25 protein-coding genes and 6 tRNA genes are annotated in these 25,720 nt (G+C 67.4%); 18 read left to right on the top strand and 13 right to left on the bottom strand.

Annotation, left to right across the window (positions count from 1 at the left end; genetic code table 11):
• The first annotated feature begins 23 nt into the window (after positions 1-23).
• Entirely contained in the window at positions 24-608 is a 585-nt protein-coding gene (locus ABI214_RS09340) for a CHAP domain-containing protein (RefSeq protein WP_348609140.1), read from the top strand.
• On the opposite strand, the gene ABI214_RS09335 is transcribed toward ABI214_RS09340, so the two are convergent.
• Positions 593-1,594: an endonuclease/exonuclease/phosphatase family protein gene (locus ABI214_RS09335; protein ID WP_348609136.1), complete on the bottom strand. Its 1,002-nt coding sequence runs from the start codon at positions 1,592-1,594 to the stop codon at positions 593-595. The two genes, ABI214_RS09340 and ABI214_RS09335, sit on opposite strands and share 16 nt — an antisense overlap.
• 304 nt (positions 1,595-1,898) lie before the next feature.
• Here ABI214_RS09335 and ABI214_RS09330 point away from each other — a divergent pair, with 304 nt between their 5' ends.
• The 3 genes from ABI214_RS09330 (at position 1,899) to ABI214_RS09320 (ending at position 6,661) form a co-directional block, all read left to right on the top strand.
• Entirely contained in the window at positions 1,899-3,122 is a 1,224-nt protein-coding gene (locus ABI214_RS09330; protein WP_348609133.1) for an ABC transporter substrate-binding protein, read from the top strand.
• Between the two features lie 66 nt (positions 3,123-3,188).
• Entirely contained in the window at positions 3,189-5,936 is a 2,748-nt protein-coding gene (locus ABI214_RS09325; protein ID WP_348609130.1) for an ABC transporter permease subunit, read from the top strand.
• Positions 5,933-6,661: an ABC transporter ATP-binding protein gene (locus ABI214_RS09320; RefSeq protein ID WP_348609127.1), complete on the top strand. Its 729-nt coding sequence runs from the start codon at positions 5,933-5,935 to the stop codon at positions 6,659-6,661. The genes ABI214_RS09325 and ABI214_RS09320 overlap by 4 nt, the downstream gene beginning before the upstream one ends.
• 51 nt (positions 6,662-6,712) lie before the next feature.
• Here ABI214_RS09320 and phoU read toward each other — a convergent pair whose 3' ends face one another.
• The 6 genes from phoU to ABI214_RS09290 all read right to left on the bottom strand — a co-directional run bounded on the left by phoU (position 6,713) and on the right by ABI214_RS09290 (position 13,890).
• A complete protein-coding gene (phoU, locus tag ABI214_RS09315) occupies positions 6,713-7,402 on the bottom strand; it encodes a phosphate signaling complex protein PhoU (RefSeq protein ID WP_348609124.1) in 690 nt (229 codons plus the stop codon).
• 75 nt (positions 7,403-7,477) lie between these two features.
• A complete protein-coding gene (locus tag ABI214_RS09310; protein ID WP_348609120.1) occupies positions 7,478-9,421 on the bottom strand; it encodes an LCP family protein in 1,944 nt (647 codons plus the stop codon).
• A 140-nt stretch (positions 9,422-9,561) separates the two neighbouring features.
• Complete coding sequence (locus tag ABI214_RS09305) at positions 9,562-10,503, bottom strand: DUF5996 family protein (RefSeq protein ID WP_348609116.1); 942 nt, start codon at positions 10,501-10,503, stop codon at positions 9,562-9,564.
• 76 nt (positions 10,504-10,579) lie between these two features.
• The gene (gene dusB / locus ABI214_RS09300; RefSeq protein ID WP_348609113.1) at positions 10,580-11,722 is read right to left on the bottom strand and encodes a tRNA dihydrouridine synthase DusB; all 1,143 of its coding nucleotides are present in this window, start codon (positions 11,720-11,722) and stop codon (positions 10,580-10,582) included.
• A gap of 97 nt (positions 11,723-11,819) precedes the next feature.
• Complete coding sequence (locus ABI214_RS09295; protein ID WP_348609110.1) at positions 11,820-12,773, bottom strand: acyl-ACP desaturase; 954 nt, start codon at positions 12,771-12,773, stop codon at positions 11,820-11,822.
• 199 nt (positions 12,774-12,972) lie between these two features.
• Positions 12,973-13,890 (bottom strand): LysR family transcriptional regulator, encoded by a 918-nt coding sequence (locus ABI214_RS09290; protein ID WP_348609105.1) that lies wholly within the window; start codon positions 13,888-13,890, stop codon positions 12,973-12,975.
• 105 nt (positions 13,891-13,995) lie between these two features.
• Here ABI214_RS09290 and ABI214_RS09285 point away from each other — a divergent pair, with 105 nt between their 5' ends.
• Positions 13,996-15,246, top strand: a complete 1,251-nt coding sequence (locus ABI214_RS09285; protein ID WP_348609100.1) for an MFS transporter — start codon at positions 13,996-13,998, stop codon at positions 15,244-15,246.
• Here ABI214_RS09285 and ABI214_RS09280 read toward each other — a convergent pair.
• Positions 15,190-15,468, bottom strand: a complete 279-nt coding sequence (locus tag ABI214_RS09280; protein ID WP_348609094.1) for a hypothetical protein — start codon at positions 15,466-15,468, stop codon at positions 15,190-15,192. The genes ABI214_RS09285 and ABI214_RS09280 overlap by 57 nt on opposite strands.
• A 277-nt stretch (positions 15,469-15,745) precedes the next feature.
• Between ABI214_RS09280 and ABI214_RS25475 the strand changes: the two genes are divergently transcribed.
• From ABI214_RS25475 to ABI214_RS09265, 3 genes are all read left to right on the top strand, one after another.
• Positions 15,746-16,138, top strand: a complete 393-nt coding sequence (locus ABI214_RS25475; RefSeq protein WP_408586117.1) for an MmcQ/YjbR family DNA-binding protein — start codon at positions 15,746-15,748, stop codon at positions 16,136-16,138.
• The gene (locus ABI214_RS09270; RefSeq protein ID WP_348609088.1) at positions 16,135-16,734 is read left to right on the top strand and encodes a hypothetical protein; all 600 of its coding nucleotides are present in this window, start codon (positions 16,135-16,137) and stop codon (positions 16,732-16,734) included. Before ABI214_RS25475 ends, ABI214_RS09270 begins: the two co-directional genes overlap by 4 nt.
• Positions 16,735-17,120: 386 nt before the next feature.
• Positions 17,121-17,193 (top strand) — tRNA-Lys (locus tag ABI214_RS09265).
• Between the two features lie 157 nt (positions 17,194-17,350).
• Here ABI214_RS09265 and ABI214_RS09260 read toward each other — a convergent pair.
• The 3 genes from ABI214_RS09260 to ABI214_RS09250 all read right to left on the bottom strand — a co-directional run bounded on the left by ABI214_RS09260 (position 17,351) and on the right by ABI214_RS09250 (position 18,471).
• Positions 17,351-17,473, bottom strand: coding sequence for a hypothetical protein (locus ABI214_RS09260; protein WP_348609084.1), 123 nt, complete (start codon positions 17,471-17,473; stop codon positions 17,351-17,353).
• A 301-nt stretch (positions 17,474-17,774) separates the two neighbouring features.
• Positions 17,775-17,999 carry a hypothetical protein gene (locus tag ABI214_RS09255; RefSeq protein ID WP_348609080.1) on the bottom strand — a complete coding sequence of 75 codons (225 nt, stop codon included), beginning with the start codon at positions 17,997-17,999 and terminating at the stop codon, positions 17,775-17,777.
• Positions 18,000-18,153: 154 nt separating this feature from the next.
• Positions 18,154-18,471 (bottom strand): hypothetical protein, encoded by a 318-nt coding sequence (locus ABI214_RS09250; protein WP_348609076.1) that lies wholly within the window; start codon positions 18,469-18,471, stop codon positions 18,154-18,156.
• A gap of 10 nt (positions 18,472-18,481) precedes the next feature.
• Here ABI214_RS09250 and ABI214_RS09245 point away from each other — a divergent pair, with 10 nt between their 5' ends.
• The gene (locus tag ABI214_RS09245) at positions 18,482-18,637 is read left to right on the top strand and encodes a hypothetical protein (protein WP_348609072.1); all 156 of its coding nucleotides are present in this window, start codon (positions 18,482-18,484) and stop codon (positions 18,635-18,637) included.
• A gap of 539 nt (positions 18,638-19,176) precedes the next feature.
• Here the strand turns inward: ABI214_RS09245 and ABI214_RS09240 are convergent.
• Positions 19,177-19,611, bottom strand: coding sequence for a hypothetical protein (locus tag ABI214_RS09240; RefSeq protein ID WP_348609069.1), 435 nt, complete (start codon positions 19,609-19,611; stop codon positions 19,177-19,179).
• Positions 19,612-20,470: 859 nt separating this feature from the next.
• Here ABI214_RS09240 and ABI214_RS09235 point away from each other — a divergent pair.
• From ABI214_RS09235 to ABI214_RS09200, 8 genes are all read left to right on the top strand, one after another.
• Positions 20,471-21,097: a hypothetical protein gene (locus tag ABI214_RS09235; RefSeq protein ID WP_348609066.1), complete on the top strand. Its 627-nt coding sequence runs from the start codon at positions 20,471-20,473 to the stop codon at positions 21,095-21,097.
• 173 nt (positions 21,098-21,270) lie between these two features.
• A complete protein-coding gene (locus ABI214_RS09230) occupies positions 21,271-22,323 on the top strand; it encodes a magnesium transporter CorA family protein (RefSeq protein ID WP_348609063.1) in 1,053 nt (350 codons plus the stop codon).
• Positions 22,324-22,605: 282 nt separating this feature from the next.
• Positions 22,606-23,262, top strand: coding sequence for a TetR/AcrR family transcriptional regulator (locus ABI214_RS09225; protein ID WP_348609059.1), 657 nt, complete (start codon positions 22,606-22,608; stop codon positions 23,260-23,262).
• A gap of 114 nt (positions 23,263-23,376) precedes the next feature.
• Positions 23,377-23,449 (top strand) — tRNA-Glu (locus ABI214_RS09220).
• Positions 23,450-23,497: 48 nt separating this feature from the next.
• Positions 23,498-23,571 (top strand) — tRNA-Asp (locus ABI214_RS09215).
• 55 nt (positions 23,572-23,626) lie between these two features.
• Positions 23,627-23,703, top strand: a tRNA-Phe gene (locus ABI214_RS09210).
• A gap of 57 nt (positions 23,704-23,760) precedes the next feature.
• Positions 23,761-23,834: transfer RNA gene (locus ABI214_RS09205), tRNA-Asp, on the top strand.
• Positions 23,835-23,889: 55 nt separating this feature from the next.
• A tRNA-Phe gene (locus ABI214_RS09200) sits at positions 23,890-23,966 on the top strand.
• Positions 23,967-24,023: 57 nt separating this feature from the next.
• Here ABI214_RS09200 and ABI214_RS09195 read toward each other — a convergent pair.
• Entirely contained in the window at positions 24,024-24,776 is a 753-nt protein-coding gene (locus ABI214_RS09195) for an IclR family transcriptional regulator (RefSeq protein ID WP_348609056.1), read from the bottom strand.
• Positions 24,777-25,043: 267 nt separating this feature from the next.
• Here ABI214_RS09195 and ABI214_RS09190 point away from each other — a divergent pair, with 267 nt between their 5' ends.
• Complete coding sequence (locus ABI214_RS09190) at positions 25,044-25,631, top strand: TetR family transcriptional regulator (RefSeq protein ID WP_348611450.1); 588 nt, start codon at positions 25,044-25,046, stop codon at positions 25,629-25,631.
• Positions 25,632-25,720 lie beyond the last annotated feature (89 nt).

The raw sequence follows: 25,720 nt of genomic DNA, 5'->3' as shown, positions 1-25,720 counted from the left end.
CCAGCAAGGGGAGGGGTTGGACGGTGTCGTCGAGGAGCGGGGTCGGACAGGTCGCGGCACTCGTCTGCGCCGTCGTGATCGTGGGTGTCGTGGGTTTGGTCTGGTGGGCGCCGTGGCGCGGGGGTGCCATGGTCGGCACCGAACTACGGTCCTTCCCGACCGTGGACGGCTCCACCCTCGACCCCACGCAGGCGAGGATCGTCGACGTCGTGCGAACCGAGTTCGACGCGCAGCCGTCCGGCACGAAGTACTCCGAGGGCGCCGAGGAATCGTGGTGTGCCGACTTCGTCAGTTGGACGCTCCGCGAGGTCGGGGAGCCGTTGTCGAACCCGAATTCGGGGTCGTGGCGAATCCCCGGGGTCTACACGCTGCAGGAGTACTACGAATCGGTCGGTCGCTTCCGGCCCGTCGATTCCGGCTACGTCCCGAAGACCGGCGACGTCGCGCTGTACGCGCCGTCGAGCCCTTTCGGGCAGCACACCAACTTCGTGATCGACTACGACGCGGGCACCTTGACCACTGTCGGCGGTAACGAGGCCGACGCGATCAAGGCGCACCGCTTTGCAGTGGGGGACGTACCGGAGCTCCTCGGCTATGGGGTGCTCTGAGCAGCAACAGGATTCGTCAGACGGACGTCGACCACCAGACCGTGGTGGTCTGACCCGACGATGTCGATGCGCTCGAGGCTGGTCGCGACCGCTCCCTTGGTGATCATCCGGTCGATGCCGATCAACGGGGGGATCCGCCGATCGGCCGGCATCGTGGGCACCAGTCCGGCGCCCAACTGGTCCGCGACGTCGGCGTACCCGTCGGTGAGCAGCGCGCGGTACTGACGCTGGGTGTAGGTCGCGTTGAAGTCCCCGCTCACGACGACGTTGTCGCGCAGCGCATTCGACTCGAGTTCGGAGTGCAGCTCGCGTAGCTCCTTCGCCCACAGGGGCGCGGGGAACAGGTAGGCGGGCGCCGGATGGACGGCGAACAGGGCCAAGGGTTCTCGCAACCCGACGTCGAGGTCCGCGAATAGGTTGGCTGACAGGAAGCCGGCGAGATTGCGGGTGTTCGACAGCGGGTAGCGACTGTAGATCCCGCCGCCCTCCCCGCCTGGCCCGTGCGACACGACGAATCGGTGCGGCAGTAGGTCGTCGAGCCCGGCGGCGTGCAGTCCCGCGATCGACTCGTCGGTGAGTTCCTGGACGGTGAGGACGTCGACGTCCCGCTCGCGAACGGTACGCACCAGAGCAGACGGATCGGCTTGTCCCACTTTGATGTTGGCCTGCATGATGCGCACCGTCGGGCCCGTCGCGTTGCTGGGTAAGGCGCCAGGCGCGCCCGGAATGTAGAGCGGGCTCAGCATCCAGACGCCCAGTGCGCAGACGACGAGGCACGCGGCTTCGACGGTCCACCGCTCGGCGAACGCGGCGACGACCGCACCGAGCAACGCGATCACGAGCAGCAGCGGCGTCTGCGACGCCAGGAGCACGACGACGCGGTTCTCCACGTTCGCGATCGAGGCGACGAGGCCCACGGCGCCCAACCCGCCGCAGGTCGCGGCGAATACTCCGGCAGTCGTTCGGGCCGTCCGACGATCGATCACCACTCGATCATGCCGCTTCCGGACCGTGGAGCGTGGTCTCGTCGAGTAGCGAATTGACAGGCATCCAGGCGGATGTCAACCAGCTAATTGACAGATAGCCAGGCGGGTGTCAATCAGCGATTTCTTGCCCGGTCGGGCCGGTTTACCGGGAGTTTTGCCTGATTGTCGGAATCGCCCAAACATTGCTCAAAGTTTGATTACGCTCCATCTGCAAGTCGGACGGGAAGCCGGGCGATGCCGAGGGGGCATGTCTGTTGGGGGCGACCTGTCCGGAATGTGCAGGGCCTACCGAGAAGGACGTCACGTGAAACTGAAGAAACTTGCTCCGGCCATCGCCGCCCTCGCCGCTGTCGGCCTCGTGGCCTCGGGATGCAGTGACGACAGTTCCGCCGATCCGGCCAAGAACCCCGCCACCGGCGAACCGATCAAGGTCGGTCAGATCCTGTCGATCCAGGCCGGCGGCCTGTCGGTGGCGAATATGGGTGCCGGCATGACCGCGTCGATCGAGGCGTTCAACAACCGCGGTGGCGTCTCGGGGCGCCCGCTCGAGCTGATCCAGTGCGACACGATGGGCGACCCCAACAAGGAGGTCGACTGCGCCAACAAGATGGTCAGCGAGGGCGTGACCGCCACGCTCGCGGACTTCACCGTCGCCTCACCGGAGTCGGTGTCGCAGATCCTCGCGACGGCCGGCATCCCGCGAGTCGGCATGAACCCGATGAACATGGCCGACTTCACCTCACCCAACGTGTTCACCCCGTTCGCGGGCTCGCTGCTCACGCTGTTCGCCAACATCGACGCGCTGGTCGCCGAGGGCAAGACCAAGCTGTCGGTGATGCGTCCGGACTCCCCGGTCACCGCGATGCTGACCCAGATGCTCACCCCGGCCGTGCAGGCGAAGGGTGCCGAGATCGTCAACGAGGTGGCGGTGGGCCCCGGTGCCACCGACTACACCCAGTTCGTCGCCGCGGCCGAACGCAACGGTGCGCAGGGCGTGCTCATGGCGTTGACGGCCACCGAGTCCAACCAGATCGCGGACGCATTCGAACAGCTCGGCTCGAAGCTGGCCTTCGCCATGCCCGCCACCAATTTCACGCAGGCCGACCTGCAGAACCTGGGCACCTTCGCGACCTCGTCGATCTACACCAGCCCGGTCCCGGCGCCGTCGTCGAGCACCGACAAGTTCCCGGGTCTGGTTCCGTTCCTCGACGACATGTCCGCGTCGGGTAAGGACGATCTGGAACGCGAGAACCTCAACGGCACGGAGCTGTTCTCCTGGCTGTCGGTTCGCGCGTTCGGCGAGGTCGCCAAGACCCTCAGTGGCACCATCGACGCAGCATCGGTCATGCAGGGCTTCCAGAATGCCAAGGACATCGACATGGCCGGCCTGGTGCCCGCATGGACGCCGAACGCCGTGCAGCCGGTTGGCATGTTCCAGCGCGTGTCGAACTCGATGATGTACAAGATGACGTTCGACGGCGACGTCGTCGTGACCGATCCGAACATGTTCGATCTGCGCACCCAGTAGTAGTCCCGTCGGTGCGGGGTCCGGCTCCGTCAGCCGGACCCCGCTTCCGTCTCCCCGGAGGTTCGTATGACGGAACTACTACAGTTCGCCATCCTCGGTCTCGGCGCCGGATCGGCGTACGCGCTGCTCGCGCAGGGCGTCGTCCTCGTCTACCGAGGATCGGGCGTGGTCAACTTCGCACAGGGTGCGATCGCGATGGTCGCGGCCTACGTCTGCCTGGAAACCCTCCAGCACAAGCAGCATTGGTCGCTGTGGCCGGCGTTCGTGGTGGCGGTTCTGGTGGCCGCGGCGATCGGATTCTTGTTCCAGCAGCTCGTGTTGCGCTGGCTGGCGACGGCAGCGCCGATCGTCCGGCTCGCGGCCACGCTCGGTCTGCTGGTGATCCTGCAGGCCGGAGTCCAGCAGTACTACGGATCGAAATCGATTCGGGTGCGCGCCTTCCTGCCGAACAGCGCCTACCACTGGGGTGACATCGTGGTGCAGCAGGACCGGCTGATCCTGCTCGGCATCGCGGTGGCGACGACGGTGGCGCTGTGGGTGGCCACCCGGTTCACGCGGGTCGGCCTGGCGATCACCGCCACTGCCGAGAACGAACGCGCCACAGCGGCACTGGGCTGGTCGCCGCAGCGACTGGCGTCGCTGACGTGGACGGTCGGTGGCGGCCTCGCGGGCGCCGCGGGCGTGCTCGTCGCGCCGCTCACGGGCCTCACGCCCAACGCGTTCGTCGTCATCGTCACCGTCTCGTCGCTCGCGGCGGCGCTGCTCGGCGGCTTCCGCTCCTTCCCGCTCACCCTGCTCGGTGGACTTGTCCTGGGCGTGGGGGAGAGCGTGGTGGCGCTCTACCAGGACGACATCCGAGACCTGCTGGGGATGGAGACGCTCACCGGTGTCAACCGAGCGGTGCCCTTCCTGGTGATCCTGGTGGTGCTCGTCGTGCGCGGCAAGGGCTTGCCGCTGCGGAGCCACGTCGCCGACCGGCTTCCGCGGCTGGGCACCGGCCGCATCGACTGGCCGCTGGTGGTTGTCGCGGTGGTCGTGGTGAGCGTCGTCGTCATGGTCTCGAGCGGAGACTGGTTGCGGTCCCTGACATCGACGCTCGCGGCGGCCGTTTTCCTGCTCTCGATCGTGGTCCTGACCGGATTCGCGGGTCAGCTGTCGTTGGCGCAGTACACCGTCGGCGGACTCGGCGCGCTGGTCTCCGCCCGACTCATCGGGCAGGCCGGCTGGCCGTTGATCCCCGCCGCGCTCGTGAGCATCGTCGGCGTGACCCTGGTGGGTGTGCTGTTCGCGCTACCCGCGCTGCGCACCCGGGGCGTGAACCTGGCGGTCGTCACACTCGGTCTCGGATTCACCGTGCAGGAGATGGTGTTCAACAACCCCACCTTCACCGGCGACAAGGTGCAGGGCGCGGTGCGGATCGACGAGGTGAGCCTGCTCGGTTTCGATGTCTCGGCCACCAGCCACCCCGAACGCTGGGCCCTGGTGTGCCTCGTGGTGCTCGTCGTCTCCGCGTTGATGGTGGCCAACCTACGGCGGTCGCGTACCGGCCGGCGCCTGATCGCGGTGCGGACCAACGAGCGGGCGGCCGCATCGCTGGGCATCAGCGTGTTCGCGGTCAAGCTGTACGCCTTCGCTATCGCCGCCGGACTCGCGGCGGTTGCGGGAATCCTGTTGGGCCTGCGCAATATTGCGGTCACCTACTTCGAGTTCAACGTCTTCTCTTCGATCAACGCCGTCGTCCAGGCCGTCACGGGCGGTCTGGGATTCGTCATCGGCGCGGTGGTCGGTGCCCTGCTGGCACCCGGCGCACTGCTCAGCCGACTCGTGGAGAGCGGTGCGGCGACCGGGGTGATCTCGACGCTGATCGGCGGCGTCGTGCTGATCGTGATCCTGCTGACGAACCAGAACGGCCTCGCGGACATGCTGTCCCGGCTCCGTGGCGCGCTGGGGCGTCGCCTACGTCCGAACCGGCCGCACCGTCACCGCCGCGTGCACGAACTGTCCGAGGTCCGGGACTTCGACCTCGAACCGGTGCCCGCGCTCGCGCTGTCGGTGCGCGACCTGACCGTGCGGTTCGGCGGCGTGACGGCGGTGGACGGCGTGAGCCTGGACGTGGAACCCGGTCAGGTGGTGGGGCTCATCGGCCCCAACGGCGCCGGTAAGACAACCGTGATCGACGCCGTGACCGGGTTCGTCACCCCGGCGAGTGGTCAGGTGCTGCTGGGCGACGACGACGTCGTCGGATGGAGTGCAGCGCGACGGTCTCGGGCGGGCCTGCGGCGGTCGTTCCAGTCGCTCGAACTGTTCGAGGACATCACGGTCGCCGAGAACATCCACGCCGGCGCCGACGACGCGGGTTGGCGGACGTGGGTGACCGACCTGATCCGTCCGGGACGGCACCCGTTCTCGCCGACGGCGTCCGCCGCGGTGACCGACTTCGAGCTCGCCGCGGACCTCGATGCGTTCCCGAGCGAACTGTCCTACGGCAGAAGACGACTCGTCGGAATCGCCAGGACCGTCGCGTCGGGACCGTCGGTGGTGTTGCTGGACGAGCCCGCCGCGGGGCTGGACGAGGCGGAGAGTCGCGAGCTGGCGGACGGGATCCGGATGCTCGCGGACCGGCGTCGCGCGGCGGTCCTGCTGATCGAGCACGACATGGATCTGGTGATGTCCGCGTGCGATCGGGTCGTGGTCCTCGAGGCCGGCCGGGTCATCGCGGACGGGACGCCGCAGGAGGTGGCCGCCGACGAGCGCGTGCGCGCGGCCTATCTGGGAACGCACGCCGACAGTGCGAGGACGGAGGCGACGACGTGACGACGACCGCACAGACGGCGACCGAGAACCGGACGGCAGTCCTCGAATACGAAGGCGTGAGCGCCGGATACGGCGAGGTCGCGGTGTGCCGGGACCTGAACCTGACGGTGCGCGCGGGCGAGGTGGTGGCACTGATCGGCGCCAACGGTGCCGGGAAGTCCACGACGATGCTCACCGCGGCGGGTGAGCTGACCCCGATTGCGGGGAGTGTCCGCGTCCTCGATCAGCCGAAGCGGATGTCGTTGGCGCAGTTGTCGAAACGCGGTCTGAGCTACGTCACCGAGGAGCGTTCGGTGATCATGGGGCTCACGGCCGCGGAGAATCTGCGTCTGGCGGGGGTTTCCGCGGACGACGCGTGCGCAATCTTCCCGGAACTGCGGGCCCTGCTGCGCCGGCAGGCAGGTCTGCTCTCGGGTGGGGAGCAGCAGATGCTCACGCTGGCCCGTGCGTTGGCCCGGAAACCGAAACTGCTCCTGGCCGACGAGTTGTCGCTGGGTCTGGCGCCACAGATCGTCGCCCGGCTGCTCGCGGTCGTGCGGGACGCCGCGACCACCGACGGTGTCGGAGTGTTGTTGGTCGAGCAGCACGTTCGTCAGGTGCTCGAGGTGGCCGACCGGGTCTACGTCATGCGGCGTGGGCGCGTCATCCTCGAAGGTCCCGCGTCCGAGATCGCGGCCGACCTGGACGCCGTGCAGCGCGCGTACCTGTCCGGCGAGGAAGCCTGACACCCCACGAAGCGGGGCCTCGCCGGGGGCGCGTACGCCCCCGGCGAGCCGCTACAGCTCGGGGTAGGACGTCAGGTCGTCGGCGTCGTTGCGCGGGTCCTCGGGCATCTTGCCGGTGACGAGGAAGATGACCCGGCGCGCGACCTCGACGGTGTGGTCGGCGAATCGCTCGTAGAAGCGGCCCAGCAGGGTCACGTCGACGGCCGCGGCCACACCGTGCTGCCACTCCCGGTCCATGAGGACGCTGAACAGGTGCCGGTGCAGGTCGTCCATCGCGTCGTCTTCTTCGCGGAGCTTGGCGGCGCGCTCGGGGTCGCGGGTCTCGAGGACCTCCTTGGCGCCCGCGCCCAGCGAGACGGCGATGCGGCCCATCTCGGCGAAGTAGCCGTTGACCTCCTCGGGGAGGACATGGTTCGGGTGACGGCGGCGGGTGATCTTGGCGACGTGCAGCGCGAGCGCACCCATGCGGTCGATGTCGGAGACGATCTGGATGCCGCTGACGACGGAGCGCAGGTCGCCCGCGACCGGGGCCTGCAGCGCGAGCAACGCGAACGCCCGCTCCTCCGCCACGACGCTGAGCTCGGTGATCTTCTCGTGCTCCCCGATCACCTGCTCGGCCAGCTCGAGATCGGCATGCAGGAGGGACTGGGTGGCCTTCTCCATGGCCGCCCCGGCCAAGCCCGCCATCTCGCCGAGGAGATCCGCAAGCTCGGTCATCTGTTCGTTGTAAGCGACGCGCATGAGGTCACAGCCTACGGCGTGGCGGAAACCAAGTCACCACGGTCAGGTGAACGCCGGGTGAATGCCCGGCGCAGTTCAGGGCTTCGCGCAGGGATTGTCGGTCGCGTTCGTCACCGCGAGGTCCGCGGGCAGCTCGACCTCCTCGGGCGCACCGATCCGAGCGGAGCTGACGTCGAGCGACGAACCGGCCGCGGCGGGGGCCGTCAGAGTGCGGTCGAATGCGCTGCCGAGGACCACCTCGACGATGTTGCCGAGCCCCGAGGCCTGCTCGAGCACCGCCCCGGGAATCGACGACGCCACGGTCGCGGCCTCTGCCTCGAGGCCGGGGGAGAACCGTACGACGGTCTGGCTGCTGGTGCCGCTGTAGTTGCCGACGCTGTAGATCTGGAACCCGTACGCGGCCAATCGGTCGGCCGTGGTGGCGGCCAGCCCGGAGACGCCCGAGCCGTTGGACATCTGCACGCTCACCGACTCCGGGCTCACCGCGAGCTGGCTCGGTGCCGGGGGCGGGGCCGTCGTCGACGTGTCCTTCTTGTCGTCGGTCCGCTTCTCGCCCGGCAGGGGCTCGTCGTCGATGATCGCCCGGAAGATGTCCTTGATGTCGTCGAGGCGGGGGATCTCGTTGCCCCAGTCGTTGGTGCCGGCGGTGGGGACGGTGATGAACGTGACGGCGCCGGCGTCGACGTTGCGAAGCGACTGACCGAGGGTGATCAGCGACTTGGTGTCGATGTTCTCGACGAACGTGGACTTGGTGAACGCGTTGATGAAGCTGTTGAGCTTGCCCGGATCGAACAGCACCTTGCTCGACATCGCCTCGCGCAGCAGCGCCGACAGGAACAACTGCTGCCGTTTGATCCGGCCGTAGTCGCCGTTGCCCTCCGCCTCCACGTGGCGGGCGCGCACGTAGTCGAGTGCCTTCTTGCCGTCGAGGGTCTGGGTGCCGGCGGTCGGCAGGATCGTGCCGAGTTCGCCGTCGACCAGGGGCTGCGGGACGCACACTTCGACGCCACCCACGCCGTTGACCATGCTCTCGAAGCCGGCGAAGTCCATGCCGACGAAGTGGCGGATCTTCAGGCCCGACATCTTCTGGATGACCTTCACCAGACACTTCGGTCCGCCCAGCGCATAGGTGGCGTTGAGCTTGTCGCCCTCGGCCGCCGGATACGTCTCGTCGGTGTAGGTGCCGGTCTGGTTGTCCCAGCCCTGGCACTCGGGGCGCTCCACATCGAGGTCGCGCGGGAAGGAGACCGCGACGACGCGGCTGCGGTCGGCCGGGATGTGCACCAGCATGACGGTGTCCGAACGGGCGCCCTCGGCGTCATCGACGGTGCCCGCCCCGACCGCGCCGGACGCACCTGCACGCGTGTCGGTGCCCACGATCAGATACGTCTCGTCACCGGTCTGGCCGCCGGGATCGATGATGTCGCTGGAGTCGGTGTCGAGCGCGGCGATCTGCGCGAAGCGGCCCTCGGTCGTACGCAGGTAGCCCCACAGGCCGCCGGTCACGACCATCGCCATCACCGCGACGAACGCGACCGCCGACCGCCCGAACGCCAGCAGCTTGCGGCGCTTGCGGTCCTTGCTCGCGGCCAGTCGGGTCTGGCCGGGGGTGCCGACAGCCTGCGGTGACGCGGTGGTCGCCGCCTCTTCCACCCAGTTCGGGGTGTCGGGTTCGGAGTCGTAGTCGTCGTCGAAACGGTCGTCGGTGACGACCGGAATGATCTCGGTGGCGTCGTCCGGGCCGGTCGGGGGCGCGTGGAACGACTCGAACTCGTCGAACTCGTCGAACTCGGGCTCGTCCGAGCGGCCGCCCCGGCCGACGGCGGGTGGCACCGGCCGACCCATCTTCTGCATCAATTCGGCGACGGACAGGCGTTCGCTGGTGTCGAGGGGTTCGTGTTCGGATTCGTGGCGGCCCCGTCGGGCCTGCTCCTCGCGATAACGACGGTCGGCTAGCGGACGCTCCCAGGGGGCTCGGCCTTCCGGCGCGGCGTGACTGGGATTGTGCTCGTCACCCACCGATTCGCCCTGACCTCTCCGCCTCCAAATAAGTACCGTCGCTCGACGACGACGCCATGATACTTATCGACGCCCCTCAGCGGCATAAGTCTGCGTGTCGCAGAAGCGTTGTCCCACCTCACGCCGTGACGTGTCGCGGGTCACCGTGCGGCGTGCCACCGCTGTGGATCGCATTCCAGCGCGCCACGGTCCCAGTTCGCGTTGTCGGCCTCGGCCTCGTAGGTGGACTGCAGGAATCGCTGCAGGGTCGCGTCGGGATCGGCCGCGGTACGGACCGCCTCGTAGGGGAGCAGGAACTGCTTGAACTCGGCGCTGTAGAACGCCTGCTCGGGCTCGACCGGGTGGGTGGAGAAGCCGTCCGGCTCGGGATAGGCGTACGCGTAGAACGCGCCCTCCTCCCCGCCGCCGGGCCAGAACCCGCAGCTCGACAGCTCGTGCGAGTAGCCCTCGACCATCACCCAGCGGCCGCAGTGGGGGGCGCCGCCCGGGTGCTCGGGGGCCGGCCGTCCCGAGAAACGGGTGCAGGCCAGGTCGAACGACCCCCAGAAGAAGTGGACGGGGCTGACCTTGCCGAGGAATCGGGACCGGAACTCGTGCAGGCCACGGTCGGCCTGGACGAGTTGCTTCCAGAACAGGTTCGCGGCGGACGGGTCGTACGACGCGTGCACGGTGTCTTCGGCGAACGGGATCGCGGTGGGCACCTCGTTCGGCGTCGGCTGAACAAGCGTCTCGATGCCCAGTTCGTCGAGCGACTTCATGACCCGCTCGTAGAAGTCGGCGACCGGCATCGGCTCGAGCGGGAACTCACGATGGGCGCCGTTGCTGTCGCGGATCACCAGTTGGTGGCCGGAGAAGTCGAACTCGATGTCGAAGACGCGGGTGCGATACGGGATCGCCGACGTTGTCAGCCCGCGCGCGCTCACATAGAACGGCACCTGCCACCAGTGGTTGACCAGCGGCGCGTGGGCCAACCGCACCTTCCCGACGACCTGCGACCACATGTGCAGCGTGTCGCGGGTGGGTTCCCAATCGGCAACCCGCAGTGCGGGCCAGGCGTCCGAATCTGCTGGTGAAGCGGCCACGGCGTCTCCGTCCGGAAGCATCCTCGAGGAACTGCAGGCTCTTCGGAGTCTAGGCGTGGGTCGCTGCCGGTCGGGGCTATCCGCCGGAATGCATGATGTCGGCGCCCGCCGGGACGAGAGTGTCCTCGGGGTCGTCGAGCCAGCCGTCCGGCAACGCGACGGTGCCGGGCGAGCCCTGGCGACCGCGCGGGCCCTCCGCGTCCTTGGGGAACGGCACCGTCGGGTCGAGCTGGCCGAGGAAGCCCTCGAGTTCGGCGAGCGACGACACCCGGGCCATGCCGTTGCGCAGTTCGGAACCCGCCGGGAAGCCGCGCATGTACCACGCGATGTGCTTGCGCATCTCCCGCATGCCCTTGTCCTCGCCGTGGTGGTCGGCGAGCAGGCGTCCGTGCCGCATCATGATCGCGGCGACCTCGCCGAGGTTCGGCGGGACCGGCATCTCGGTGCCGTTGAGGGCGGCGCTGAGTTCGGCGAACAGCCACGGCCGGCCCAGGCAGCCGCGTCCGACGACGACGCCGTCGCAGCCGGTCTCGGACATCATCTTCTCGGCGTCCTCGGCGGCGAAGATGTCGCCGTTGCCGAGCACCGGGATGTCGGTGACGTGCTCCTTGAGGCGCGCGATCTCGGACCAGTCGGCCGTGCCCGAGTAGCGCTGGGAGGCCGTGCGACCGTGCAGCGCTACGGCAGCGGCGCCCTCGGCGGCGGCGATGCGTCCGGCGTCGAGGTGGGTGTGGTGGTCGGCGTCGATGCCGATGCGCATCTTCACGGTGACCGGGATGTTCGTGCCCTCGGTCGCCTTCACCGCGGCGGCGACGATCTGCCCGAACAGGCGGCGCTTGTACGGCAGCGCCGATCCGCCGCCCTTGCGGGTGACCTTGGGGACCGGGCAGCCGAAGTTCATGTCGATGTGGTCGGCGAGGTCCTCGTCGACGATCATCTTCGCCGCGGCGTACGTGACCTCGGGGTCGACGGTGTACAGCTGCAGCGAGCGCGGCGTCTCGGTTGGCCCGAAGGTGGTCATGTGCATCGTCACCGGATGCCGCTCGACCAGCGCGCGGGCCGTCACCATCTCGCACACGTACAGGCCCGCGGTGCTGCCGGCACGCTCGAGTTCGAGTTCGCGGCAGAGCGTGCGGAAGGCGACGTTCGTGATGCCTGCCATGGGGGCCAGCACGACGGGGCTGCCCAGCTCGAGCGAACCGATGCGAAGGGGTGACATGAAGACCTCGGGATAATTCTTCGGGAGAAAAGACTGTGCCCGGTACCGGATCCGGTACCGGGCACAGGATAGCTGCAACGGGGCAGGTGGCGACCCGTCAGGAGGCCTTCTCGGCGCGCGCGGCCTCGCGCGCGAGGGCGCGGTCGCGCATCTCCTCGAACTTGGTGGCCTGCTGCTCGAGGTTCTCGAGGAACGCCGCGAGCTCCTCGCGGGTGTCCTCGCCGCGGGCCGTGAAGTCCGTGCGGTCGAACACATTCCACTTGCGGAGCACCGGCTGCACGACCTCCTCGAGATGCTGGCGCAGGTCGTAGATGCCGTGCTTGGCCATCAGGACGCCGTTGCGTCGGAAGTTCGGCATGCCGGCGCCGGGCATCTCGAAGTTCTTGATGATGTCGGTCACGGCCTTGAGCGTCTGGTCGGGTGCGATGTCCATCGCGGCGCCGCAGATGTTCCGGTAGAAGATCATGTGCAGGTTCTCGTCGGCCGCGATGCGCTGCAGCATCCGGTCGGCGATCGGGTCCTGGCACGCCTTGCCGGTGTTGCGGTGCGAGACGCGGGTCGCGAGTTCCTGGAACGTCACGTACGACACGGAGTGCAGCAGTCCGACGCTGTCGCCGGCCGGCGAGCTGTAGCCGTTCGTCATGTGGATCATGCGGGCATTCTCGAGCTCGACCGGGTCGACGCCGCGGGTGACGACGAGGTAGTCGCGCATCACGATGCCGTGGCGGTTCTCCTCGGCCGTCCAGCGGCCCACCCAGGTGCCCCACGCGCCGTCACGGGAGAAGTTCTCGGCGATCTCGCGGTGGTACGACGGCAGGTTGTCCTCCGTGAGGAGGTTGGTGATCATCGCGGCCTTCGCGACCTCGCCGAGCTGGGACTGCTCGGGATCCCAGTCCTCGCCGCCCATCGCGGCGAAGTTGCGACCCTCGTCCCACGGGACGTAATCGTGCGGATGCCAATCCTTGGCCATGGAGAGATGCCGATTCACGTTCTCTTCCGCAACAGGCTGCAACTCCTGCAGCAGCTCGAGCTGAGTGAGATCCCTCGACATCGGTTTCTGCCTCCATGAAAGTCGGTGACGCTGAATGACGTTGACGTGCGCTTCAGACCTTGCTGCAAACCTACGCTACCGTAGGTTTGCAGATCGAGGGGAGGCTTCGACTGGCGATGCCGCCACAGCTCCCCCCAGTCCCCGCAGTCCGCGGGCTCGGCGGTTCGTGATGCGCATACCGCGCCGAGTGTGGCGGACGTTACACGTCGGTGACCTCAGTCGGAGCTGTTTCTCCAGGTTCGACTTCCTGTGAATCGGTTGTGAATCTCAGGAAGCGCTCCGCGGCGGCCGGCAACGCCCGGCCTCGCGCCCAGACCACACCGATGTCGCGCCCGGCGCCGTTCAGCGGGACGAGCGTGACGCCCTCGGGCCAGCTGTGCGGTTCCTGCCACGGCATCACCGCGACGCCCAGCGACGCGGACACCAGGCCGCCGATCGTGGCCAGTTCGCTGGACTCGAAGACGACGTTGGGCGCGAAGCCCGCCTCGGCGCACAGTTCGTCGAAGATCCGGCGCATCCCGTAGTCCTCGTGCATGACGATGAACGACTCGTTCGCGGCCGCGGCGAGATCGAGCGCCGCCACGTCGCCGAGGCGATGTCCGGCCGGCAGGGCCAGCGCGAGCCGCTGGTGCGTGATCGGCGCCCACCGCACCAGCGTGCTGCGGGGTCGCGGGGAGACGAACGCGAGGTCGTCGCGGCCGTCGACGACGCGATCGACGAGGGCCTGCGCGGCGTCCTGGTACAGCGTGAACGACACTCGGGGCCGCTGCTCGCGGTAGGCGCGCAGGACCCGCGGAATCAGCCAGGTCCCGAACGAGTGCAGGAAGCTCAGCCGCACCGTGCCGCGGTCGGGGCTGTCGAACGAGGCGATCTCGCGCTGCGCGGCGGACAGCTCCGCCGCCGCACGACGTGCATGTTCGAGGAGTACGCGACCGCGGTCGTTGAGTTCGAGGCGCCGGCCGTGCCGGTCGAACAGTTCGACGCCCAGGTCGCGTTCGAGTCTGGCCAGGCGTCGCGACAGCGTCGGCTGGGAGATGCGCAGCATGTCCGACGCCGCGGTGACCTGCCCGGTCTCCGCGAGCGCGATGAACCACCGCAGGCCGTCGATCAATTCCACGAGTACAGCTTATGCACAACATGCATCAACAGCTGTGCACAAATGCATTTCCTTTCCGTCGAGCGGCTCGCCAGGATGGCTCACGGACGCAGTGGAGGCAATGGCATGAATCGCACAGTCGCGGACCGCGGGAGTGACGCGCTCGACGGACGGACCACCCGGGGTTCGCGCGAGTACCGCGCCATCACCGTCGCGCTGTTCGCGGCGGGGCTCACGACGTTCGTCTCGATGTACTCGGCGCAGGCCCTGCTGCCGGCGCTGACGGAGACATTCGGGGTGGCGCCGGCGGTGGCGGCGCTCGCGGTGTCGGTGACGACCGGGATGGTGGCGATCGCGATCGTCCCGGCGAGCGTGCTGTCCGAACGGTTCGGCCGCACCCGCGTGATGGTGACCTCGGCGGCGGTGTCCAGCGTGCTCGGAATCTTGCTGCCGCTGAGTCCGAACATCGGCGTGCTGCTGGTGGGGCGGGCGCTGCAGGGGGTCGCGCTCGCGGGCATCCCGGCGGTCGCGATGGCCTACCTCGCCGAGGAGATCCACTCCCGCGACCTGGGATCCGCGATGGGCCGCTACGTCGCCGGCACGACGATCGGGGGACTGGTCGGCAGGCTCGTGCCGTCGGTGGTCCTCGACGTCGCCTCGTGGCGCTGGGCGATGGAGGCCGCGTCGGTGCTGGCGCTCGTCCTCGCGGTGCTCATGACCCGCACGCTGCCGCCGTCGCGCAACTTCCGCCCGCAGCGGGTGCACCCGCGCATCGTCGTCACGAATCTCCTCGGCCACCTGCGCAACCCGGCCCTCGCCACGCTGTTCGCGTTGGGGTTCCTGTTGATGGGCGGATTCGTCTCGGCCTACAACTTCCTCGGCTTCCGCCTCCTCGACGCCCCGTTCTCATTGCCCGAGGGGCTGGTGGGGCTGGTGTTCCTGATGTATCTCGCCGGGACGTACACCTCGGCGGCGGCGGGCGCGGCGGCGGACCGCTTCGGCCGGCCCGCGGTGCTCCTCGGTGCCGTCGTGACGATGGTGCTCGGGTTGGCGATCACGCTGGCCCAGCTGCTGCCACTCGTGCTACTCGGCATGCTGCTCTTCACCGGTGGGTTCTTCGCCGCTCACTCGGTCGCCAGCGGCTGGGTGGGTCGGCTCGCGACCGAGCACCGGGCCGAAGCGTCGTCGATGTACCTGTTCGCGTACTACCTCGGGTCGAGTGTCGCGGGCGCGTGCGCCGGTGTCGCCTACGCCACCGGTGGGTGGCCGGCGACGGTCGCGTTCATCGCCGTGCTGCTGTGCGTTGCGCTCATGTCGGCGTCATGGCTGTTCGGCAAGTCGCGCCGCCCGGATCGGATTCCGGCTCCGGCGCAGTAGAGACGCGACCGCGGCCACGAGCAGACATGACCCCGCTCCGGCACCGGTGACGGTGCTCGGCGCCACGTCTGTGGTGAGCCCGGCTATCAGTGCCACACCGGCGACGGCCGTGACACCCGCGGCGAGCGGAACGAGCCACAGGTCGGTGAAGAGGCCTGCGAGCGGCAGGAAGTGCACTCCGACGCCGGCGCACCCCAGGTTCGGCCATCGGCGTTCGTTCACCCCGGCTACGGATCGCGGTGACGATTCCCGCCGCGACGACGAGTGCCGCCGCGGCCTGTCCGAGATGCAGGATCCGGGCGAGCCACTGCGGCGCGTCGGCCGTGCCCCAACCGAACCATACGAGCGCGAAGAAACCCTCGATGACCGCGGTGATCCCCCGAGTTCGATTGTCGGTGGGGACCGGAGACCGGGTCATCGCGCAATTCGATCATCGAAGTTCACCATCGTCTCGCCGAAAGTCTTGCGGCGGTGGACGGCGGATGCACACAATCGCGCCATGGTCGCCAACATGAGTCGGTTGGAGCGGATCGTCGACGAACTGCCGGAAGCGCAGCGAGTCGACATCGAGGAATGGGGTGGGCACCCCAGTTTTCGAGTGCGCGGCAAGAACTTCGTGTTCTCGGATGCCGACGCGACCAGTCTGTCGTTCAAACTCACCAAGGACGAGGCGGCCGCCGTCATCGCAACCGAATCCGGCGCCGAGCCGGTCGGCTACGGGCTCGGCCGGCACGGTTGGGTATCGGTGAGGGTGCCACGCGACGGGACGGACGAATGGTGGGCGCAACTGCGTGAATGGGTGCGGACCTCGTACACCTTGATCGCGCCGAAAACCTTGGCACGTGTCGTCCTTGCAGAGGACGCAGTGTCGACGACGGGAGGACCAGCATGAGTAATGCTTCCACGCCGGCAGCCGGGAGCGCGCCCGCGTCACAGAAAGCGGGAATGCCGGTCTGGGCGAAGAAGGCGATCTGGGTCGCCGTGATCGTCGTGGTTCTCGTCGTCGTGTACTTCGTGCTCGCGGCGTTCCTGCCACGGTGGTGGTCGCAACGGGTGGGTTCGTTGTCGTCCGGCAGCTTCTCGCTCGGCATCACCTGGGGTCTGCTCTACGGCATCGTGGGCACGACGATTCCGTTGCTGCTGTTCTACTTTGCGTGGCGGTCGCGTCGGCGCGAGCACGCCAGGATCTGGGTGATCGGCAGTCTGGTCCTCGGTGTCATCGTCGCGATCCCGAATCTGCTGACGCTCACCGTGGTGCTCGGAGGCAACAGCGCTGCGCACGCGGGGGAGCGCACGATGGACGTCGACGCGCCCGGCTTCCGCGGCGCCTCGCTGTGGGGCGCGATCATCGGTGTGCTGTTGTTCGCCGCCGCGGTCTTCCTGCAGCGGCGGTACCGCAAGCGCGGCGAGGAAGTGACCAGGCTGCGCAACAACCTGCACCAGCGGGAGCCGCAGTCGCCGGGAGAGTCGCCGGCCCCCGAGATGTGACGTCGAGTCCGACGAGAGCGGAGCGAGGGGACCTTCGTCCCTCCTTTGCGGGTCCTTGCTCCTGACATCTCGTCAGACTCTTTCGCGCGCAGACGCGTTGTGGTGATCTGTTGGTGCCTCCTTGCGCGGGGGTGGGTCGTCGGTTCCGGGTGCTGCCGACGGTTCCGCTGGACGCCCCGTCAGTCTGGAGGCGGGGCGTCCGCCATATCGTCCGACCTTTCGTCGGTCCCTTCGGGGGAGGGCGACTGTCGGCGCACCGGTTTCACACCTCACCCCTCACCGGTGCGCCGACGGCCGGACATTCCCGCGGATCCTCGTCCGCGACCAGCGTTGTCGGGGGCGAGGTTTCCACGATCGTCTCGATCCCATTAGACTGCTGCCCGCACGCCCCTATAGCTCAGTTGGTAGAGCTACGGACTTTTAATCCGCAGGTCGTAGGTTCGAGCCCTACTGGGGGCACGCACACCCCCGTCGGGACCATTCGGTCCGGCGGGGGTTTCTTGTATGCCTGAGATCCGGCCGGCGGGAATGCGAGTGGGATCGACAGGCTTCGCGACAGCCACGACGTCCCGCGGCTTCGTGCGGTCGGCCTCCCACCTCGCGATCGATCCGGCCTTCACCCCGCGGCGTCAGCGAACTCGCGCTGATCCATTCCGGCCGTATGTTGCGCCTTTCGGACCTTGTCACCGAACGACCACACCGGGTAAACCATGCCGTCCTCGCGAACCTGAACTGTCATGGGGTCACTGCGCATGTGTCAAACCCATGCAATCCCCAGTAATGCATGCTCACGATGAATGGCATCCTGGGCATTCCCAAACGCAGCATTCTCGACTCCGCCACCCGGCGGGACACCCTCGATCTGCGTGCGGTGACGTCCTCGCATTGCTCGCGTCCTGATCCCCACGAAAAAGCCCGCCAGGTCTCGCACACCTGACGGGACTACCACGACCACACGAAATGCAGGTTCGACATGACAGATCAGGTAGGAGAGCGGTTCCAGCGGCAGAAGGACACCAATTGACCACCTCGAACGGGTGTCAACCCGCCGCCGTTCGCTGGCTAGCCTCAAGTGCGGCGACGCGGGCTTCGAGGTCGCCGATGATCAGCATGCTCCCGATGATCGCTGTTTGCATTGCCGCACTGAGATGGCCATCACCCCCGACATCAAGGGCGTCGAGGATTGTGGCCTGGAGTTCGCGGGTGCGGGCCGCCCCGCCGGGAAGGGTGATTCGGTCGAACCCGAACTGCTGATTGATGGCCATGAGGTGCTTCCTTCGTCGGCCGCTGATGCCTCCAGCGTAGGCGTGAAACCGGCTGTTGACGACGACGCTGCGTGGCGAGGCCGGACATGCAGCAGCACTCAGCCATCTCATGGGAGTGTCATTTTCCTCCGATCCGGAGGTCCGGGATGCTGCGCTATTTGCTGCCAGTCGGTCGTCGTTTGAAGTCCGCTTCGAACTGACCGAGAGCGCCAAAGATCCCCGCGAGTGCAGTGTGAATGACCTTGGTGTCCGGTTCTCCACGCACGATCATGTTGTTGATGTGCTCGACAAGCTCGCGAGTAATCCGGGCCTCTTCGGGAAGATAGTGCGGAATCTGCTCCACGATGCCTCTCCTTCGATTGATGGTTGTGGTGATTTCACCGTAGGAGATGGGCAGGCTGCCGAGGGCGAGATCTCGCCCTCGGCAGTCGAGCCGCCCGCCGATCTCGTCGAGTGCTTCGTCGGCCGGCACGATGGTGAGAGTGTGCAGCTCACGGTGCTATCCCGCGACACCGGTCCACGCCCTCGACACCACCAACTCCTGGCCCGACGAGTTCGCGACGGCGGAGCTCGCCGCCGCCGCGTGGACCGGTACAACGGAGGCGATCGTCGCGCTGCTCTTCGGGATCGCTGCATGATCGCGCCGACCAGCTCGTGGATGCTGTCGACACCGCGGTCGACGTGGAAGCGATGCAGCCTCAACGAGTTCCGTCAGCACACGCCGGGCGGCCGAGCTGACCGCGAGTGACCTTGTCGGCCGGGCATTCTGGCTCGATCTCGGTGAAGGCTCGTCCGCCCGCGCGGCAACGGATCCCGTCCGCCCGGCCAATACCCACCCGAGCTCGTCTTGCCGGGCGAACGCCGCAAGGCCGGATGGCAGATGCGCATCGGCACCGGGCAGGAGGCGATCCATGCATGAGCAGCGAACGGCCGGAGCCGTCGCCCTCGACGTCCACGGGGGAGTGCTCGACGCCGGCGTCCTCGTCGGCGCCCACCTCGCCGCGGGCCGCCGCTCCACCCGCCCTCTCTATGAACCCCACTGGGTAAACCGCCCCTACGCCAAGGCCTGGAGAAACCGATCAAAGACACCGCGCGACGCCCGTGCGCCGACCTGTTCCCGGGCGTTGCCGCAGGCTGCCGCCCGTTCGGGAGTTCGATCGGACCGGGCGGCTGGTCTTCAGTGCGCTGGCCGAGGCGCGGAGGGAGGTCCCTGACTTCCTCCGAACGGGTGTTTCCAGCTTCGGTCACCAACGGTGGCGTCGGTCGCGGCGGCGTGCCGGCCAGTACTCGGTGGCGTCTCTGTGTTTGCGAGGTCGTCGCGTTGTTGAGTCAAGGCGGCCTCGTTGCGGCGTGATTGTTTGAGCTCGGTTCGTGCTGCGCGTCCCCGCCGCGATGTACGCCTTGCGGCGACGAGGAGGAGGCTGAGTCCGAGTACGCCGACCGCGCCGACGACGATTCCGTAGAGGAACAGCGCGCCGGTGGATCCGGTGACGTGGTATCCGAACACGGTGAAGTCGTCGGTCAAGGCGTGCTCAGCGCCGGCGTTCGTGAGTACTCCCGCGACTCCGACGACGATTGCGGCGACCAAGAGGATTAGGCCTACGAGGATCATGGCTGCTTCCCGATCAGGCCGTGGAATGGATTTCGAGGGGGTTCACAGTTCACTCCGTCTCGCGCGGGTGATCTTCGGCCCGCTGCACACCAGCCTGGTATGCCGGTCCAACCCCTTCGCCGGTCTCGGTCGGTTTGTTTTCCCTGTTCGAGCTGCTCGTGTCACCGGAACTCGCGCTTCCAGCCGACTCGCCAGCCCTGGCCTCCTGCTCCTCGACGGATCTGGTTTTGTGGGTGCGACCCTCGTATGGCGGCACTTCGGCGTCGTCCGGATTTGGCTTCCGCCCGCCAGTCCGACTCCTTCCCGGCTCGCCACTCGAGATGACGCTTCGTCGTCGAACGAGCCGGAAGGCCTGTCGGTATCTCCGCCGCCCGGCTTGTCCGAGCCCGTGCCACGCGACCCACACGCGGACTGCGGTTCTTCGCTCGGTGTGTCGTCGTTGTTCTTCATGGTCAACGTTCATTGCTTCCTGTCGGCTGGGTCCGGCACGGAACCGAATACCCGCTCGAGTACGGAGCTACACCCGAGGGTGCGGTCACGATGGACGGCCATGGGGCGCGACACGGCCGAACGGTACCGCGCCTCTCGCCCTGCGCAGTGCCGTCCGCGCCCACGTTCTCGCAGACCAGCGCATGCGGCTGACCACGGGCATGCGGTCCGCCACCAAGGAGGTCTCATACTTGCGGCGTCCGAGCCCTACTGGGGGCACGCACCCCCCGTCAGGATCATCCTGGCGCGGGTCTCGTGTTTTTCAGCAGTAAGTCAGTGGCCGGAACGTCGAAGATCGCTTATCTCCACGAACCCGATACTCTCCTACCGACTGCGCTCGACAAGGTCGGACTCGCGAATGAATGGAGCGATGGTGGGCATTCAGGGAGGCAGCGAGAGCGGAACCCCCCATGGTGAAGAAGCAGCGCCGGCGAGCATTCCTGCGCCGCTGCTTCGGGATTACCGCCACGTCGGAGGAATCGAATCGATCGAGGTCGACGGCACTCGATACTTTTTCGGTTACGACTTCAGCGAAGATCTGGTCCTTTCCCCGCTGATCGACGACGTCGAACTCATGTCGGTCTTCGCGGAGACACATATGGAGCAACGCGACGGCCTTCACGATCGCGGGTACTGGCGCGATCTCGTTGATGGATCACGCGAATACTCGGAGTTGGCGCAGCCGGAATCTTGCTCCTTCGAGTCCGAACAACTGCGGTTGATCATTACCTCGCTGAGGAACATTGCAGAAACCGGAGTACCGGCGCCTGACTTCGACTACCCCTATCACCTCAGATTCCTGTTGTCCTCCGCCGGGCAATGGAAAGAGCAATTCAACGCGACTGCGGAGGGTGTGCGGGCCATCAAGGGTGCCGAGCGCCCAGCCGACAGGACCACGCTCGAGCAGATCGCTCGCGACATTCTCCGTGAGACTCGGAACGCGATGGATGCGGTTGAGGGAAACTGGGCAGAGGTCTTCGACGCACTGACCCAGTGACACCGCGCGGAGGGGAGTGCGCGACGAACCAGCGAAAGCGCCTTCGCGTCAAGTGGTTTCGGGAAACAGGTGGGCGTCGGTCCGGAGACGCGCACATCTTCCGGTCGGTGCCGGCCGACGGTTCGGCAGGTGCATCCCGCCGGTAGCGGTGGATGTAGGCCATGATCGGAGGCGTGAGTGAGACCGCACGGCAGGAAGGCGAAGGCGTCGATCGGCACGACCGGGAGGTGCAGGTGCACTGCGCGCACCGCAGCCGGCTCTATCGGGGTGGTGTCCTCACCGCGTCCGATCTTCCGCTCGTCGAACTCTCGGCGCATCGCGGCGAGCCCGACGCGCTGATCTGGGTGGACCTGCTGGCGCCGACGTCGGCCGATCTGCGCGCGCTCGCCCCGCTCGTCGGTGGGGAGGTGGAACTTCATCCGCTGGCGATCGAGAACGCCGCCGCGGGGAGCCAGCGACCGCGGCTGGTGCGCTACCGCGACCACAGCCTGCTGCATGCCCGCGCCGTCCACATCGATCCCCGCAGCGGAACGCTCGTGCCGACACGGGTGGCCGCCTTCATTCTCGACCGGGCACTGATCACGATCCGCTCGGACGACGGATTTCCGCTCGAGCCGCTCCTCGCCGAGTGGGACGACATCGGCGCGCTCACCGAACGCGGTGTCGGCTTCCTGGTCCACTCGCTGCTGGACCAACTGGTGGACGGCTACTTCGAGGTGCTCGACGACCTCGACGATCGGATCCAGTCGCTCGAGGACGAACTGCTCGAGGGATCGGGGCCGACCCGGGCCATCCAGCTGCAGAGCTTCGCGGTGCGCAAGGACGTCGTGCAGCTGTCGCGGGTGGTGCTGCCGATGAACGAGGCGCTCAGCGCACTGCTCCGGCCGGGTGTGCACGCGGCGTACGCCGAGATCGTGCCGTATTACCAGGACGTCTACGACCACGCTTTGCGGGCGACCGAGCGGATCGACGGACTGCGGGACACGATCGAGTCGATTCTGTCGACGAGTCTGGCCATGCAGGGCAACTCTCTGAACGAGATCATGAAGAAGCTCACCGCGTGGGCCGCGATCATCGCCATCCCGACCGGGGTGACCGGGTACTTCGGGCAGAACATTCCGTTTCCCGGCTACGCGGAACCGTGGGGTTTCTGGCTCAGTGCGCTGATGCTCGTGGGGCTCGCGACGGGGTTGTGGGTGAGCTTCAAGCGCCGCGGCTGGCTCTGACGGGACCGGAACGGCGGTGGCCCTGGAGGGCTTCAGGAGGGCTTCCGTAGCTCGCTGAAGCTCACCCGAAATGCGAAGGGCTCGGGTGCGCACCCCCTGCAGCACACCCGAGCGACGTAAATATACCACTTGGTGTGTTTTTGTTCAGCGGAGCGTCGAAGGCCGAGGTCGGGGCTTCGATGTTTCGGGTAGTGCGACAAGGGGACTAGTCTGGTTTTCGGGCGGGTGGCAGCTGGCCGAGTTGATCGGCGAGTGTTACGGCTTTCGGAGGCGACTAGCGCAATGGCACGTCAACAGGAGCGTGCGCGTCGGACCCGCGCTGCGATCGTGGAAGCGGCCGCAGTCGAGTTCGGTAAGCGCGGATATGCGGCAGCGTCGGTGAACGCGATCCTCGAGGGGTCGCACGCGACCAAGGGCGCGATGTACTTCCACTTCGAATCGAAGGAGGAGCTCGGGCGCGCGGTGCTCGCCGCGGCGCTCGAGAAGTTCAAAGAGGTGACGGATCGGTGGATGTCCCGGACCGACCTCGATCCGTTCGAAATTTTGCACGGACTCATCGACGACGTCGCCAGGATGTTCCTGTCCGACGCGATCGTCCAGGCCGAGTTCCGTCTGATCATCGAGCCGGAGTTCTACGCGGATGTCCAGAACGGCGGCGCGCGCGTGTGGGGCGGATCCGCGCGTGAGCTGATCCAGCGGGCGAGCCGTGAAGGTCTGGTGCGCGACGGCGTCGACACCGAGAAGTTCACCCGGGTGCTGGCCGCCAGTCTCGCCGGCCAGCGGTACATGTCCGACCTGACGGCTCAGCAGGTCGATCTGCGGGCCCGGTTCGAGGAGTCTCTCGAGGTTGTCCTCGCGGGTATGGCCTCGGACGAGTGGCTCGCGAAGTGGCGGCGCGAGGGATGGCCCGCGCCACCGGCGGTCGTCGAGCCCGAATGAGAGGGCGTTTATGAACTCTGATCAGGCGATTTGTGGTTTGTGAAATCGGTGACCTAAGCTATCCAAGCTCCCAACGGAACGCCGTTGAGGGTACTGGCCGGAGTGATTCGGCGGGCCCCCTTCGTCTAGCGGCCTAGGACGCCGCCCTTTCAAGGCGGTAGCGCGGGTTCGAATCCCGTAGGGGGTACGCTTCACTCGTTGAGGTGGCAGTACAGTTTAATAGCAGTAACAGCAAGGCCCTGTGGCGCAGTTGGTTAGCGCGCCGCCCTGTCACGGCGGAGGTCGCGGGTTCGAGTCCCGTCAGGGTCGCTCTGCTTCACCGGAAACGGTGGAGCGCGATAGGCATTCGGTTCGGGTGCCGCCCGGCCAGGTAGCTCAGTTGGTACGAGCGTCCGCCTGAAAAGCGGAAGGTCGCCGGTTCGATCCCGGCCCTGGCCACCACATGAAGTCGATTCGGCTTCTGTGAAAGCAGTACAGTTTGACATGCAGTAACAGCAAGGCCCTGTGGCGCAGTTGGTTAGCGCGCCGCCCTGTCACGGCGGAGGTCGCGGGTTCGAGTCCCGTCAGGGTCGCTCTATCGAGACGGAAACGTCTCGATGCGATAGGCATTCGGTTCGGGTGCCTTCCGGCCAGGTAGCTCAGTTGGTACGAGCGTCCGCCTGAAAAGCGGAAGGTCGCCGGTTCGATCCCGGCCCTGGCCACCATGGCCTTCGGGTCTTCCCCTCTTTCGCCGCCGCGGGTTCTACCCGTCGGCGGCATTTCTATTCGAGCCGCTCCGACATCATCCGGGTGACGCCCGCCAGCAACGGCAGCACCCTGCGCAACTGATCCGTGGGCACCCGGCCGCGGAGCGAGACGCAGCTCAGCTGAACCTGATCGCCCTCCCCGGAACGAACGGCCGCGGCCGCCGACGAGACGCCCCGCGCGTCCGTCTGCCACGTCCGGCCGCTGCGCGTGCGGATCTGCGCGAGCTGCCCGTGGAGATCGGTCATCGAATCGGCCGACAGGACGTCGCCGAACAGCACGTCGACGTGCTCCGGCGGGAGCAACGCGAGCATCGCCCTGCCCTCCGTCGTCAGGTCCGCGCGGCTGCGTCCGCCCACCCGGGTCGCGATGGTGTCGGCACACCGCCCACCGATCTTGTCCAACCACACGATGTCACGGCCGTCGAGGACGGCCAGGTGCGCGATCAGTCGGGTGCGGAGATGGAGTTGGTGCAGGTGAGGGGCTGCGACCGCGCGCAGTTCGTCGCGATCGGTGCTGCGTCCGAGTGCGATCGCGCGCCATCCGAGCCGGTACCCGAACCTGTTGTGGCGAAGCCAGTTCAGCTGGGTCAGTTGGTCGAGAATCCGGTGGGTGGTGGACCGGGGGATCCGCGTCAGCTGGACCAGGTCTTCCGCCGTGAGCTGGGTGCCGGCGCCGTCGAACTGGTCGAGGATCAGCGTTATCCGCTCGGCCATCGTCGGCGGCACGGCCGCGGCCGTGACGTCCATGTCGTTGTCGATGACGGTCACCGGCCGCTCCAATCCCCGGCGGAGTCGCTGCCGGTCCACTTCGGTTATACCCACCGAACCGCCGCCACAACAACCCCACGGGCGTTCGCGGGAGTTACCAGTCGGTACAAAGTGGCTTCGAAACATGCTTCGAGAAGGCGGCTTTCATCAAGAACGAGAATGCCGTTTCCATTTTACGGGACGACACACCGGAAGTGGGCGCCGGTGGCCCCGGGTATCGTGGGCGCGGTGCGAGCTGGTTGCGACACCCCGAAGGCGATCACGGACATGACCGCGGGTCAGCGGGAACGCCGTGCCGCGCTCACCGACGCGGTGATCGCGATGCTGCACGAGATGGAGCCCGATCGGATCCAGATGCGCGAGGTCTCCGATCGGTCCCGGGTCGCGCTCGGCACCCTGTATCGGTACTTCCCGACCAAGTTGCACCTGCTCGCCGCGTCGATGGTGGCGTGGAACGATCGCCTGTCGCGGAAGCTCGAGGCGGAGCGGTGTCGGGCGAGGGAAACCGGAGCGGTGGACGACCGGAGTGTCCGCGACCGCGTGCAGGCCCTGTACCGCCGGCAACTGAGGGCCTTCCAGCGAGGCCCGAACTTCGCGCGACTCGACCTCGAACTCGCCGCGTCGTCGGATCCCTACGTCCGCGAATCGATGCAATGCCGCGCCGAGGCGAATCATGCCGCGACGGTCGCCTTGATGGACGGTGTACCGGACGACGTCGTGCGCGTCGCGTTGCTGGCGATCGACGGAACGATGCTCGCGGCGCTCACCCAGTGGATCTCCGGGCGCCTCAGCTACGCCGGGGCAGTACGCAACGTCGAGGACGTCGTCGGGCTGGTTCTCGCCGACTACGCGTGAGGGCGAACGCGGACGGGTTGACCAATCTGTTGCGCTGGGCCGAAACGGGTGTCGAGACGCCGATGTACGCCGATCCTGCGCTCGCACGC

The organism is Prescottella soli, assembly GCF_040024445.1.
GTDB classification, from domain to species: Bacteria; Actinomycetota; Actinomycetes; order Mycobacteriales; family Mycobacteriaceae; genus Prescottella; species Prescottella soli.
The sequence above is the reverse complement of the archived record's forward strand: the minus strand, read 5'-3'. Positions and strand labels throughout refer to the sequence as shown.